Consider the following 12744-nt stretch of genomic DNA (forward strand, 5'->3'; position numbering starts at 1 on the left):
GAACGGCTCGATCACCGCCCACGACTCATCAGTCAGCTCATGACGACGCACCACGAACCAACCAACGACGCCGCCACTTTGCGGACACGACCTAGAACCAAGCCCATGGACCCCATGGAGCACCTCCTCGCCGAACGCGCCTGCGAGCGTCTGATCCTCGACTTCGTCCACCGGCTCGACCTGGGCGACCCCTCGTCCGTCGCCGAGCTGTTCACCGAGGACGGCGTCTGGCAGTGGCCGGAGGACGGGCGGCTGGTCAAGGGCTGCGACGCCCTGCGCGCCTACTTCGGCTCCCGCCCCGCCGACCGGCTCTCCCGCCGCATGATGTCCAACGTCCTGGTCACGGTGGAGTCCCCGGACACGGCCAGGGCGATCTCGTACTTCACCACGTACCGCGTCGACGGCTACGACGGCGGCATGGTCCCGGCCGGGCCGCCGGTCCAGGTCGGGCACTACGAGGACGCCTTTCACCGGGTCGACGGCACCTGGCTGCTCGCCTCCCGGACGCTTCACCTTCCCTTCGGGGGACCCACACCGCGCCCGAACTCGCCTTTGGCATAAGCGGGATGGGGTCAGGGCAGGGCCTCTAGGATGAACGAGCCGCGGCGCCCCCACGCGTGCGGCGTTGCGTACCACCGCAAGGAGACATGCCCATGGGCACCGAAGAGGCCGCTCGAACGTCGCCCTTCAGCGGAGTCCTGGACGGGAGATCCGCCGGGCCCATGGTCCCTCGGCTGGCGCTGGGCGCCCGGCTGCGCAGGCTGCGGGACGCGCGAGGCATCGGCAGGGCGGAGGCGGGTGATGTCATCCGCGCCTCGCCCTCCAAGATCAGCCGTATGGAGGCCGGCCGCCACGGGTTCAAACTGCGGGACGTCGCCGACCTGCTCACGCACTACGGCGTCACGGACGAGGCCGAACGTGCCACGCTGCTGGCGCTGGCCGAACAGGCCAACACCCACGCCTGGTGGCAGTACTACAGCGACGTGGTGCCCTCCTGGACGCAGAGCTACCTCGGTGCCGAGCAGGCGGCGAGCGTCATCCGCTGCTTCCAGATACAGCGCGTCCCCGAACTGCTCCAGACCCCCGACTACGCGCGTGCCGCCGTCCGGCTCGCCCACGCCGACGCCGAAGCGCGGGAGATCGACCGCCGGGTGGCATTGCGGATGACCCGGCAGCGGATCCTGCACCGGCAGCCGGGCGCGGCCCAGCTCTGGGCCGTGATCGACGAGGCGGCGCTGCGGCGGCCGGTGGGCGGGCCGGAGGTGATGCGCGCACAGCTCAGGCATCTCATCGAGGTCTGCCGGCTTCCGCAGGTCACCGTCCAGATCCTGCCGTTCCTCTCCGGCGGGCATGCCGCGGAGGGCGGTCCGGTCACCATTCTGCGGCTGCCCGGCGGCCAGTTGCCCGACGTGGTCTACCTCGAGCAGCTCACCACCGCGCTCTATCCCGACAAGGCGGCCGACATCGAGCGCTACTGGGACGCCATGAACCGGCTGGTGGTCGAAGCCGAGTCACCGGACGAGACTCCGACCATCCTGCACCGCATACTCCAGGAGACCTGAGCGAGGCCCCCGGGGGTTCAGCGCTTGAGGGCGACACCGCCGTACTGGTGCACCTCCGCCGGCAGGCCCAGGGCCTCGGCGTCGGGACGCCAGCGCGAGCAGGACGTGACGCCCGGCTCCAGCAGCTCCAGACCGTCGAAGTAGCGGGCGATCTGCTCGGGGCTGCGCAGGATGTACGGGATCGAGCCGCCGTCGTTGTACTGATTGATGGCCCGGAGGTAGTCCTCGCTGGTGTCGGTGGAGTCGTACTGCACCAAATAGCTGCCGGAGGGCAGCGCGTCCACCAGCTGCCGCACGATCTCGCGCGCCTCGTCGTGGTCCTCGATATGGCCGAGGATGCCCATCAGCATGAGCGCGACGGGCTGGTCGAAGTCCAGCGTCTTACCGGCTTCCCGGACGATCGTGCTGGGCTTGCGCAGGTCGGCGTCGACGTAGTTGGTGACGCCTTCCGGTGTGCTGGTGAGCAGCGCGCGGGCGTGGGCCAGCACCAGCGGGTCGTTGTCGACGTAGACGATCCGGCTCTCCGGGGCCACCCGCTGGGCGATCTGGTGGGTGTTGTCCACGTTGGGCAGTCCGGTGCCGATGTCCAGGAACTGGCGGATGCCCTCTTCGGCGGCGAGATGGCGAACGGCGCGGGCGAGGAAGTAACGCGCGGCGCGCGCCCCGGTCTCGATCCCGGGGAAGATCTCGCGGAACGCGTCACCGGCCACACGGTCGACTTCGTAGTTGTCCTTCCCGCCCAGCCAGTAGTTCCAGATCCGCGCCGAGTGCGGAACCGAGGTGTCGATCTTGGAGAGCGGCTCCTGCTCGGAGTTCTCCACCTGCTCAGTCATGGACGCTCCTGCGTGTGGTCGTGGAGCTTCACGTTAACCGCTTTGCCTCACGGACAGGATCAACTCCTCGGCCGTGTCCAGCAGTTCGACCTCCTCCGGGCTCATCGTCGGATTGGAGGCGCGGCGGTGCAGGGCCTCCGTGAGGCTCGGCCGTGTGAGAGGGGACGGGTCCGCGAGGAGGGCGGCCAGCATGGTGCGGGCAGCCGTGGCCAGGGGGTCGTCGAAGACCGCGGCCTGAGCGAGGATCACCGCCGAGGCCGCCCAGTCCAGCCCCGGGTCGCCCTCCTCCGTGTTGGACCAGTCGATGACGCGCGGCCCCTCGGGCGTGAGCATCACGTTCTCCGGATGGAGGTCCAGATGGAGGACACGGGCCGCCGGGTCGGTGGAGTGCAGGGCAGGGACGGTGTGCAGGTCGCGCAGGAGCCCGGCCAGGATCGAACCGGCCTCCGCCACCTCCAGCGTGCCCGCCAGGCAGGCCTGGAGCATGGTCGGGCCGGAGAGCCGTTCCATCACCAGGTCGGTGCGGGAGCCGGCCGGGCGGACGCGGGGCACCGGATAGCCGTGGGCGCGCACGTGCTCCATCACCGCGCCCTCGGCAGCCGCGTCTCCCCCGCCCTCCCGTTCTCGGCGCAGCACCCACGTCTCGTCGATCTCGTACACGTCGGCGCGGCGGCCCGAGCCGAGGAGTCGGCCTGGTGGTGTCGTCGGCATGGGCCGAAGCTACCCGCCCGTACGGTGCCCCTCGGCCCGTTTTGGACGTGCGGGTACAGTGAGCGGGTCGTCATCACACCCGTACAGGGGGAAGCCGGTGCAATTCCGGCGCTGACCCGCAACCGTGAACCGCCCGCCGAGGCAGGCGGTGAGCCGGATCGCCCCGTACGGTTCGTGACCGGCTCACGTGCCCGGCGCCCGTCGGTGCACGGCACCGTCGAGGTATACGGAGCCGAGCCGCCGGGGTGTCCCGTGCTGTCCGGCTCCCTCACAGGGAGAGGCACCCGCCGATCATGAACGTCCGCCGCAGCGCAGGGGTCCTGGCCGCCGTCACCGTGATCGGCGCCGCCACGCCGGCCGCCGCCGCACCGTCGCCGACTCCGTCCCAGGCGTTCCCCTCCGCCCTGTACGGGGACAAGGACCCCAAGTTCGACGGCGTCTGGCGCCAGTCGCTCGCCCTGCTGGCCCAGGAGACCGTGGGTGTGAAGCCGGCCGCCAAGTCCGTCACGTGGCTGGAGCGTCAGCAGTGCGAGGACGGCGCGTTCGCCGCGTACCGTCCCGATCCCACCGCCGCGTGCGACGCCAAGACCATGCTCGACACCAACGCCACGGCCGCCGCCGTCCAGGCCCTCGCCGCCCTCGGCGGACAGGACGCCGTCACCGGCAAGGCCGTCGGCTGGCTGAAGTCCGTCCAGAACGAGGACGGCGGCTGGGGCTACTCGCCCGGCGGCGCCAGCGACACCAACTCCACGTCCGTCGTCATAGGCGCGCTGACCGCCGTCGGCGAGAAGCCGGACCAGGTCGAGAAGGGCGGGAAGTCGCCCTACGACGCCCTGCTGAAGCTCGCCCTCCCCTGCGGCAAGGACGGCGACGGCGCCTTCGCGTTCCAGCCGGACAAGAAGGGCGATCTGGCCGCCAACGCGGACGCCACGGCGGCCGGTGTCCTCGGCGCCCTGGGCAAGGGCATGGTGGCGGAGGCGGGTAAGAAGTCCGACGCCACCTGCGCGGAGCCCGGTACGCCGGACCAAGCCTCCGCCAACGGAGCCGCCTACCTCACCCAGACCCTCGCCAAGGACGACGACCACCTCACCTCCGCCCTCGCCGGCGCGGACCCCCAGCCCGACCACGGCAACACCGCAGACGCGGTCGTGGCACTCGCCGCGCAGGGTGACACGGAGCAGGCCGAGAAGTCCGTACGGTGGCTGGAGAAGAACTCCGCGACCTGGGCCGAGCAGGGCGGCCCCGCCGCCTACGCCCAGCTGATCTTCGCCGCGCACGCCGCGGGCGCGAACCCGCGCGACTTCGGCGGCACGGACCTGGTGAAGCAGCTCAACGCGACGGGCCCGGCCCCGCAGACGCCCGAGAAGACCGCGGCGGCGGAGGACAAGGCGGAGGACAAGAGCGACTCGAAGTCGGACTTCTTCGGCGTCTGGTGGTACGTCGGGGTCTGCCTCGTCGCCGGTATCGGCATCGGCTTCCTCTTCACCGGCCGCAAGAAGCGGCAGCAGTCGTGATCCGCCGGGCCGTTCTCCTCCTCCTGGCCTCGCTCCTGCTCTGCGCGGGCGCGGGCCAGGCCCAGGCCGCCGGCTACCGGTACTGGTCGTTCTGGGACCGCGACGGCGACCGCTGGGTCTACGCCACCCAGGGCCCGTCCGTGGCCCGCCCCTCGGACGGCGACGTCCAGGGCTTCCGCTTCGCGGTGAGCGAGGACTCCTCCGACGCGGCCCGGCCGCGCGGCGCGGCCGACTTCGAGACCATCTGCGCGAAGACGCCCGCGCGGGACGGCCGGAAGCGGGTGGCTCTCGTCATCGACTCCGGCACGAATGCGGACGCCCCCCAGGGCGCGACCCCGCCCCCCGCCCGGACGGCCTGCGCCCGGGTCGCCCCCGACGCGACCACGGCGGAGGCCCTCGCGACGGTCGCCAAGCCCCTCCGCTACGACACGAACGCCCTGTTGTGCGCGATCGCGGGCTACCCGGAGAAGGGCTGCGGAGAGCAGGTGGCGAGCTCCCGGAAGTCGCCACCGGCGGCACAGAGGGACACACCCGACGACAACGGCCCGTCCCTGGGCCTGCTGGCGGGCATCGCCGTGGTGACGGTCCTGGGCGCGGCGGCGGTCTGGCAGGTACGGCGGCGTGACCAGGATTAGCAGCGTGCACCGGCTCAGCCCCGGGCCATCACACCTCCAGCGCCGGCCCCGAGCCCCTCTGCACCCCGGCGCCTGGTGGCTCTGGGCCCTCTCCCTCGGCACCGCGGCCACCCGCACCACCAACCCCCTCCTCCTCACCCTGCTCATCACGGTCTCCGCCTACGTCGTGGCGACCTGCCGCCCCCCGACCCCCTGGTCCCGTTCCTACGGCGCCTTCGTCAAACTCGCCCTCGCCGTCCTGGTCGTCCGGCTCCTCTTCGCGATCGTCCTCGGCTCCCCCATCCCCGGCACGCACACCCTCGTCACCCTCCCCGAGGTGCCCCTCCCCGACTGGGCCCAGGGCATCCGCCTCGGCGGCGAGGTCACGGCCGAGGCCCTCGCCTTCGCGTTGTACGACGGTCTGAGACTGGCCGCCCTGCTCGTCTGCGTCGGCGCCGCGAACGCCCTCGCCAACCCCTCCCGCCTCCTCAAGTCCCTCCCGGGCGCCCTGTACGAGATGGGTGTCGCGGTCGTCGTCGCCCTCACCTTCGCGCCGAACCTCATCGCCGACGTCCAGCGCCTGCGCGCCGCCCGCCGGCTGCGCGGCCGCCCGGACAAGGGCCTCCGGGGTCTGCTGCAGGTGGGTCTGCCGGTCCTGGAGGGCGCGTTGGAGCGCTCGGTGTCCTTGGCCGCCGCGATGGACGCCCGCGGCTACGGCCGCACCGCCCGGGTCCCGGCCGCGGTCCGCCGTACCACCGCCGCCCTCACCCTCGGCGGCCTGCTCGGCGTGTGCGCCGGAACGTACGGGCTGCTCACCGCCGAGGGCGCCTCCTACGGCTTCCCGGTCCTCCTCGTCGGCGTCGCTGCCGCCCTCGCGGGTCTCCGGCTCGGCGGCCGGAGGTCGCTGCGCACCCGGTACCGCCCGGACCGCTGGGACGTGCGCGCGCTGCTGGTCGTCGCTTCCGGCGTGGCGGTCGCCGCGCTCCTCGTGCTCGCCTCGGTCCGTGACCCCGCGGCCCTGCACCCCGGCGTGGTGCCGCTCGTGGCCCCCACACTCCCCGTCTGGCCCGCGGCCGCGATCCTGCTCGGTCTGCTGCCCGCGTTCGTCGCCCCCGAGCCCAAGGAACCGTCGTGATCCGCTTCGAGGATGTCTCCGTCACCTACGACGGTGCCTCCGAACCCACCGTCCAGGGCATCGACTTCGAGGTCCCCGAGGGCGAACTCGTCCTCCTGGCCGGCCCGTCCGGTGTCGGCAAGTCCACCGTCCTGGGCGCGGTCAGCGGGCTCGTGCCGCACTTCACCGGCGGCACCCTGCGCGGCCGGGTCACGGTGGCCGGACGCGACACCCGCACGCACAAGCCGCGTGAACTCGCCGACGTCGTCGGCACGGTGGGCCAGGATCCCCTCGCCCACTTCGTCACCGACACCGTCGAGGACGAACTCGCCTACGGCATGGAGTCGCTGGGCATCGCCCCGGACGTGATGCGCCGCCGTGTGGAGGAGACACTCGACCTCCTCGGCCTGGCCGACCTGCGCAACCGCCCGATCGCGACGCTCTCCGGCGGCCAGCAGCAGCGCGTGGCGATCGGCTCGGTCCTCACCCCGCACCCCGGCGTCCTCGTCCTGGACGAGCCAACCTCCGCGCTCGACCCCGCAGCGGCCGAAGAGGTCCTGGCGGTCCTCCAGCGCCTCGTGCACGACCTCGGCACGACGGTCTTCATGGCCGAACACCGCCTGGAACGAGTCATCCAGTACGCCGACCAGGTCGCCCTGCTGCCGGCCCCGGGTGCGTCCCCGATCGTCGGCCCCCCGGCCGAGGTGATGGCGGTGTCCCCGGTGTACCCCCCGGTGGTGGCTCTGGGCCGCCTGGCGGGCTGGACCCCATTGCCGCTGACGGTCCGTGACGCGCGACGAAAGGCAGCGGATCTCCGCCAACAGCTGAGCATCGCCCCAAAGGGGCGCGGGGCTGTGTCGACATGCGGCTCCGCCGCGGGGCGCGACCAGCCACAAGCAACCCGCACCCGCGAACACTCCACACCCCCCACCCCTCTAGGCGAAATCCAAGCCCTCTCCGTAACCCACGCCCGAATCCACGCCCTCACCCACATCGACCTCACCATCACCCCAGGCGAAACCATCGCCCTCATGGGCCGCAACGGCGCCGGAAAATCCACCCTCCTCAACTCACTCGTCGGCCTCATCACCCCCACCTCAGGAACAGTCAAACTCGGCGAATCCACCCCCCACCGCACCAGCCCGAGGGACCTCGTCCGCAAGGTCGGCCTGGTCCCCCAAGAACCCCGCGACCTGCTCTACGCCGACACCGTCGCCGCCGAGTGCACGGCGGCCGACCAGGACGCGGGAGCAACCCCCGGCACCTGCCGTGCCCTGGTCACCGAGCTGCTCCCGGGCGTCACCGACGACACCCACCCCCGGGACCTCTCGGAGGGCCAGCGCCTCGCCCTCGCCCTGTCCGTCGTACTGACGGCAAGGCCCCCACTGCTCCTGCTGGACGAGCCCACCCGCGGCCTGGACTACGCGGCGAAGGCCCGCCTGGTCGGCGTGCTGCGACAGCTGGCCACCGAGGGACACGCCATCGTGCTGGCCACGCACGACGTGGAGCTGGCCGCCGAGATCGCCCACCGGGTGGTGCTCCTGGCGGAGGGCGAGGTGATCGCGGACGGCCCGACGGCGGACATCGTGGTCTCCTCCCCGTCCTTCGCCCCGCAGGTCACCAAGATCCTGGCCCCGCAGCACTGGCTCACGGTCTCCGAGGTCCGCGCGGCGCTCCGGCCCGGGACGGATGCGTGAACGCCCAGCGCCAGGCCCGGGCAGTCCGCCTCGGCCCCCGCTCCATCACCGCCCTGCTCCTGGTCAGTGCCGTAGGGGTGGCCGCTTTCGGCTGGCCCTTCCTCGCCCCGCCCACCTCGCGGCTCAGCGCACACGCGCAGGACGCGCCCTGGCTCTTCGCGGGCCTGCTGGTGCTGCTCGTGGCGGTGGTGGCCGCGGCGATCTCGGAGTCCGGTCTGGGCCCGAAGGCGGTGGCGATGCTCGGCGTGCTGGCCGCCACGGGTGCGGCCCTGCGGCCGATCGGCGCCGGTACCGCCGGGATCGAGCCGATGTTCTTCCTGATGGTGCTGAGCGGCCGGGTCCTCGGCCCGGGGTTCGGGTTCGTCCTCGGCTCGGTGACGATGTTCGCGTCCGCGCTGCTCACGGGCGGGGTGGGCCCGTGGCTGCCGTTCCAGATGCTGGCGATGGGCTGGTTCGCGATGGGCGCGGGCCTGCTGCCGGGCCCGGACCGGCTGCGCGGCCGTAGCGAACTGGTGATGCTCGCCGGCTACGGCTTCCTCGCCGCCTTCGCCTACGGCACGGTGATGAACATGGCGGGCTGGCCCTTCATGAGCGCGCTCGCCTCGAACGTCGCCTTCGACCCGGAGGCGGCGGTCCCTGCCAATCTGGCCCGTTTCCTCGCGTACTGCCTGGCCACGTCGCTCGGCTGGGACCTGGGCCGGGCCGTCGTCACGGTCGTCCTGACGCTGACCCTCGGCCCGGCGGTGCTCCGGGCGCTGCGCAGAGCGACCCGCCGGGCGGCCTTCGAGGCCCCGGTCACGTTCGACGCGCCCCGGGAGACCTCTGAGGTGAGGCGCCCCACATGACTCCCGTCACCTACGAAGCGCGGTCGTAGAAGCAGGGCCCGGTCACAGGGCAGAACGTCCCCGGCTGTGCGGTCACCCTTAGTAACGGGGGTCGTTGCGGGCAGGGCCAAGCCCTGTTTCCCTGGTCGACCAGGCGGCGGCCCCCTGATCCCCGGGGTCGCCGCCTTCTCCGTGCCCGCCCGATACGTCAGCCCGTGCTCACCCGGAGTTCCTTCACACCGTTGATCCACGCCGACCGCAGCCGACGCGGATCGTCGACGAGTCGCAGACCCGGCATGGCGTCGGCGATGGCGTTGAAGATGAGGTCGATCTCCAGCACCGCGAGGGACTTGCCCAGGCAGTAGTGCGGGCCGCCCCCGCCGAAGCCGAGGTGCGGGTTGGGGTCGCGGGTGACGTCGAAGTCGTCCGGCTCGTCGAAGACCTCGGGGTCGTGGTTGGCGGAGGCGTAGAAGAGGCCGAGGCGGTCGCCCTTGCGGATCCGCTTGCCACCCAGCTCGGTGTCCTGTGTGGCGGTGCGCTGGAAGGCGGCGACCGGGGTCGCCCAGCGCACGATCTCCTCCGCCGTCGTCGAGGGGCGTTCCCTCTTGTACAGCTCCCACTGCTCGGGGTGGGTGAGGAAGGCGTGCATGCCGTGGGTGATGGCGTTGCGGGTGGTCTCGTTGCCCGCGACGGCCAGCATCAGCACGAAGAAGCCGAACTCGTCCGAGTTGAGGTTGCCCTCGTTCTCCGCCGCGACCAGTTGCGTGACGATGTCGTGGGCGGGGCACTGCTTGCGCTCGGCGGCCATGTTCATCGCGTAGGCGATGATCTCCGTGGCCGACTCGGCGCCGACCTCCTCGGTGATGGCGTACTCGGGATCGTCGTACGCGATCATCTTGTTGGACCAGTCGAAGATCTTGTCCCGGTCCTCCTGAGGGACGCCCATCAGCTCCGCGATCGCCTGGAGGGGCAGTTCACAGGCGACCTGGGTGACGAAGTCGAACGGCCCGGTGTGCGCGCGGGCGTTCGCGACGATCGCGAGGGCCCGGGCCCGCAGCCGTTCCTCCAGGGCGCGGATCGCCCGGGGCGTGAACCCGCGCTGCACGATCTGCCGGACGCGGGTGTGCTCCGGCGGGTCCATGTTGAGCAGGATGAACCGCTGGGCGTCGATGGAGTCCCGGTCGATGTGCTCGTTGAAGCGGATGATCGCCGTGTTGAGGTACGACGAGAACAACTCCGGGTGCGTGGAGACGTACTTGACGTCGGCGTGCCGGGTGACGGCCCAGTACCCCTCGTCCTGGAAACCGGCGAGTCCGGCCGGCTGCGGCACCCAGCAGACCGGCTCGACCCGGCGCAGCTCGGCGAACTCCGGCAGGGGGACGCGTTGATGGAGCAGGTCCGGGTCGGTGAAGTCGAACCCGTCGGGCAGCGCGGGACAGGGCATGGGCGGCTCCCACCACTCGTACCGACTCTTGTTCTGACGGCCCATCAGCTGTGCGGAGTTGCGGTGACGGTAGTAACGGGTTCTACAACTAGCAAGAGGCATGGACCCCTCAATTGCCCGCACGACCCTTGCGGTCACCGAGTGGCCGTCAGCACACTGCTGACAGAACTAGAACGCGTACTAGTTCCGCGTAGCCTCCCGGAGAGGACCCGCACCCATGGCTGCCGAACCCGTGATCGTCGAAGCCGTACGCACCCCGATCGGCAAGCGCGGCGGCGCGCTCGCCCATCTGCACCCGTCCTACCTGCTGGGCGAGACCTACCGCGAACTCCTGGGCCGCACCGGCATCCCCGCCGACTGCGTCGAACAGATCGTCGGCGGTACGGTCACCCACGCCGGTGAGCAGTCCATGAACCCCGCGCGCACGGCCTGGCTCACGATGGGGCTGCCGTACGAGACGGCCGCGACGACCGTCGACGCGCAGTGCGGTTCGTCGCAGCAGGCCTCGCACATGCTGGCCAACATGGTCGCCACCGGCGTGATCGACGTCGGCATCTCGTGCGGGGTGGAGTCGATGTCCCGGGTGCCGCTGGGGTCGGGCTCGAAGCACGGGCCCGGGAAGCCGTTCCCCGACGAGTGGAACGTGGACCTGCCGAACCAGTTCGAGGCGGCCGAGCGGATCGCCCGCCACCGCGGCCTCACCCGCGAGAACGTCGACGCCCTCGGACTCGCCTCCCAGGAACGGGCCGCCCACGCCTGGGCGGAGGAGCGCTTCAAACGAGAGACCTTCGCCGTCCAGGTCCCGACGACGGAGGAGGAGCAGCACGCCGGGCAGGGCATGTGGCGCCTGGTCGACAAGGACGAGGGCCTGCGCGACACGTCGGCGGAGGCGCTGGCCTCCCTGAAGCCGATCATGCCTACGGCGGTGCACACGGCCGGCAACTCGTCGCAGATCTCCGACGGGGCGGCGGCGATCATGTGGGCGTCGAAGCGGATGGCCAGGGCGCTGAAGTTGCGGCCCCGGGCCCGGATCGTCGCCCAGGCGCTGGTGGGAGCCGACCCGCACTTCCACCTGGACGGACCGATCGACGCGACGAACGCCGTGCTGGGCAAGGCCGGGATGTCCCTGAAGGACATCGACCTGGTCGAGATCAACGAGGCGTTCGCGTCCGTGGTGCTGAGCTGGGCTCAGGTCTTCGAGCAGGACCTGGACAAGGTGAACGTGAACGGCGGCGCGATCGCGCTCGGGCACCCGGTGGGAGCCACCGGGGCCCGGCTCATCACGACGGCGCTTCATGAACTGGAGCGCACGGACAAGGAGTTCGCGCTGATCACCATGTGCGCGGGGGGCGGTTTGGCCACCGGCACGATTATTCAGCGGTTGTAGTCGCCGTCGTCGTCCAGTTGATGAAGGTGGTGAACGTGGCGGGGTCGAGGGTGAGGATCGGTCCCGCCGGGTTCTTGGAGTCGCGTATTGCGATGGTGGTGGGCGCTTCGGCAATCTCGAGGCACTGGCCTCCCTGGTCGCCGCTGTACGTCGACTTACGCCACTGAGTCCCCATAGCGTTCCTCCATTACGCGCCGGATGAGCTCCGCCGAGTCAGTGAGGGAAAGCGCGGCGGCCCGGAGGTGATCGTAACGGAGCGAACACTCCCTGACCGTGTCCGGGTTCGCGGTCGGATGCCCGCTGCCGTACCCCTCCGTGTAGACGATGGTGGGGTCGCTCGAAAAGCGGTAGACGTCGAACGAGCCTTGCAGCCCCGCGTGCGCACCCGCCGAGAACGGCAACACCTGGACGTTGATCCGAGGGTTGCTCTCGAAGGACAACAGGTGGGCGAGTTGCTCCCGCATGACTTGGGCGCCACCGATCTCCAAGTACAGCGCGGCCTCACTGAGGACGGCCCAGAAGACGGGCGGCTCCGCCTTCTCAAAGACGCGCTGACGCGCCAGGCGTACGGCCGTGCGGTCTTCGAGGTCGGTCTGGTCCAGCGCCCCGAGCACGGCCCCCGCGTACCCCTGGGTCTGCAACAGACCGAGGACCATGTGCGTCTGGAAGGAGCAGATCTCGGTGGCCCTCATCTCCAGCTCGGCCACCTGCTGGAACCAGGCCGGGAGCCTACTGCGCAGAACCAGTTCCACCAGCCGGGAGAACATCCCGTCCGTGCCCAGCGCCGCATCCGCCCGTTCGCTGAACTCCGGCGTCGGCACCTTCCGCGCTGTCTCGATCTGACCCACCAGCGAGCCGGTGTAGTTGAGGATTCCCCCGAGCTGCTTCAGCGTCAGGCCCGCCGCCTCCCTGTGCCGCCGCAGCTCGAAGCCGTAGTAGTCCAAGGGCGAGGCACCCGGGTCAAGGGCGTTGATGTTGGTCACGCAGAGCCCCTCTCACGCAACTCCGTCCACCACGGGACGGGTTGTATCCGTTCCGTAGCCG

At 71.1% G+C, this 12744-nt stretch carries 13 protein-coding genes and 1 riboswitch; of the genes, 8 read left to right on the top strand and 5 right to left on the bottom strand.

From position 1 onward, the window contains the following. Positions 1 to 105: 105 nt before the first annotated feature. Both ACFT32_RS24195 and ACFT32_RS24200 read left to right on the top strand, forming a co-directional pair. On the top strand, positions 106 to 561 hold the full coding sequence (locus ACFT32_RS24195; protein ID WP_382492799.1) for a nuclear transport factor 2 family protein: 456 nt from the start codon (positions 106 to 108) through the stop codon (positions 559 to 561). 92 nt (positions 562 to 653) lie between these two features. Continuing rightward, positions 654 to 1562 (top strand): helix-turn-helix domain-containing protein, encoded by a 909-nt coding sequence (locus ACFT32_RS24200; protein ID WP_382492801.1) that lies wholly within the window; start codon positions 654 to 656, stop codon positions 1560 to 1562. 17 nt (positions 1563 to 1579) lie between these two features. Here the strand turns inward: ACFT32_RS24200 and ACFT32_RS24205 are convergent, their stop codons facing one another. Both ACFT32_RS24205 and ACFT32_RS24210 read right to left on the bottom strand, forming a co-directional pair. After that, the gene (locus tag ACFT32_RS24205) at positions 1580 to 2395 is read right to left on the bottom strand and encodes an SAM-dependent methyltransferase (protein WP_382492804.1); all 816 of its coding nucleotides are present in this window, start codon (positions 2393 to 2395) and stop codon (positions 1580 to 1582) included. A gap of 33 nt (positions 2396 to 2428) precedes the next feature. Continuing rightward, positions 2429 to 3106, bottom strand: coding sequence for a phosphotransferase (locus ACFT32_RS24210; RefSeq protein WP_382492807.1), 678 nt, complete (start codon positions 3104 to 3106; stop codon positions 2429 to 2431). 85 nt (positions 3107 to 3191) lie between these two features. Further along, positions 3192 to 3270, top strand: a riboswitch (cobalamin riboswitch). A 129-nt stretch (positions 3271 to 3399) separates the two neighbouring features. Between ACFT32_RS24210 and ACFT32_RS24215 the strand changes: the two genes are divergently transcribed. The 5 genes from ACFT32_RS24215 to ACFT32_RS24235 are packed head-to-tail and all read left to right on the top strand — an operon-like array spanning position 3400 to position 8890. Further along, positions 3400 to 4620 (top strand): prenyltransferase/squalene oxidase repeat-containing protein, encoded by a 1221-nt coding sequence (locus tag ACFT32_RS24215; RefSeq protein ID WP_382492810.1) that lies wholly within the window; start codon positions 3400 to 3402, stop codon positions 4618 to 4620. Continuing rightward, positions 4617 to 5255 carry an SCO2322 family protein gene (locus tag ACFT32_RS24220; RefSeq protein ID WP_382492813.1) on the top strand — a complete coding sequence of 213 codons (639 nt, stop codon included), beginning with the start codon at positions 4617 to 4619 and terminating at the stop codon, positions 5253 to 5255. The genes ACFT32_RS24215 and ACFT32_RS24220 overlap by 4 nt, the downstream gene beginning before the upstream one ends. Further along, on the top strand, positions 5251 to 6369 hold the full coding sequence (locus tag ACFT32_RS24225; RefSeq protein WP_382494611.1) for an energy-coupling factor transporter transmembrane component T: 1119 nt from the start codon (positions 5251 to 5253) through the stop codon (positions 6367 to 6369). The genes ACFT32_RS24220 and ACFT32_RS24225 overlap by 5 nt, the downstream gene beginning before the upstream one ends. After that, on the top strand, positions 6366 to 8045 hold the full coding sequence (locus ACFT32_RS24230; RefSeq protein ID WP_382492816.1) for an ABC transporter ATP-binding protein: 1680 nt from the start codon (positions 6366 to 6368) through the stop codon (positions 8043 to 8045). Before ACFT32_RS24225 ends, ACFT32_RS24230 begins: the two co-directional genes overlap by 4 nt. Beyond that, on the top strand, positions 8042 to 8890 hold the full coding sequence (locus tag ACFT32_RS24235) for an ECF transporter S component (RefSeq protein WP_382492818.1): 849 nt from the start codon (positions 8042 to 8044) through the stop codon (positions 8888 to 8890). The genes ACFT32_RS24230 and ACFT32_RS24235 overlap by 4 nt, the downstream gene beginning before the upstream one ends. A 187-nt stretch (positions 8891 to 9077) precedes the next feature. Here ACFT32_RS24235 and ACFT32_RS24240 read toward each other — a convergent pair whose 3' ends face one another. Beyond that, complete coding sequence (locus ACFT32_RS24240; protein ID WP_382492821.1) at positions 9078 to 10313, bottom strand: cytochrome P450; 1236 nt, start codon at positions 10311 to 10313, stop codon at positions 9078 to 9080. A 217-nt stretch (positions 10314 to 10530) separates the two neighbouring features. On the opposite strand from ACFT32_RS24240, the gene ACFT32_RS24245 reads away from it, so the two are divergent. Further along, on the top strand, positions 10531 to 11700 hold the full coding sequence (locus ACFT32_RS24245; RefSeq protein ID WP_382492823.1) for a steroid 3-ketoacyl-CoA thiolase: 1170 nt from the start codon (positions 10531 to 10533) through the stop codon (positions 11698 to 11700). Here ACFT32_RS24245 and ACFT32_RS24250 read toward each other — a convergent pair. Then, on the bottom strand, positions 11684 to 11875 hold the full coding sequence (locus ACFT32_RS24250) for a DUF397 domain-containing protein (protein ID WP_382492825.1): 192 nt from the start codon (positions 11873 to 11875) through the stop codon (positions 11684 to 11686). The two genes, ACFT32_RS24245 and ACFT32_RS24250, sit on opposite strands and share 17 nt — an antisense overlap. Then, a complete protein-coding gene (locus tag ACFT32_RS24255) occupies positions 11856 to 12683 on the bottom strand; it encodes a helix-turn-helix domain-containing protein (RefSeq protein WP_382492828.1) in 828 nt (275 codons plus the stop codon). The genes ACFT32_RS24250 and ACFT32_RS24255 overlap by 20 nt, the downstream gene beginning before the upstream one ends. Between the last annotated feature and the right edge of the window lie 61 nt (positions 12684 to 12744).

The organism is Streptomyces sp. NPDC057002 (assembly GCF_042673825.1).
Taxonomy (GTDB): domain Bacteria; phylum Actinomycetota; class Actinomycetes; order Streptomycetales; family Streptomycetaceae; genus Streptomyces.

Coding starts and splice junctions, on each gene's coding strand:
- ACFT32_RS24205 (WP_382492804.1), bottom strand. CDS start 2,395: ATGACTGAGCAGGTGGAGAACTCCGAGCAGGAGCCGCTCTCCAAGATC.
- ACFT32_RS24210 (WP_382492807.1), bottom strand. CDS start 3,106: ATGCCGACGACACCACCAGGCCGACTCCTCGGCTCGGGCCGCCGCGCC.
- ACFT32_RS24215 (WP_382492810.1), top strand. CDS start 3,400: ATGAACGTCCGCCGCAGCGCAGGGGTCCTGGCCGCCGTCACCGTGATC.
- ACFT32_RS24240 (WP_382492821.1), bottom strand. CDS start 10,313: ATGCCCTGTCCCGCGCTGCCCGACGGGTTCGACTTCACCGACCCGGAC.
- ACFT32_RS24250 (WP_382492825.1), bottom strand. CDS start 11,875: ATGGGGACTCAGTGGCGTAAGTCGACGTACAGCGGCGACCAGGGAGGC.
- ACFT32_RS24200 (WP_382492801.1), top strand. CDS start 654: ATGGGCACCGAAGAGGCCGCTCGAACGTCGCCCTTCAGCGGAGTCCTG.
- ACFT32_RS24195 (WP_382492799.1), top strand. CDS start 106: ATGGACCCCATGGAGCACCTCCTCGCCGAACGCGCCTGCGAGCGTCTG.
- ACFT32_RS24245 (WP_382492823.1), top strand. CDS start 10,531: ATGGCTGCCGAACCCGTGATCGTCGAAGCCGTACGCACCCCGATCGGC.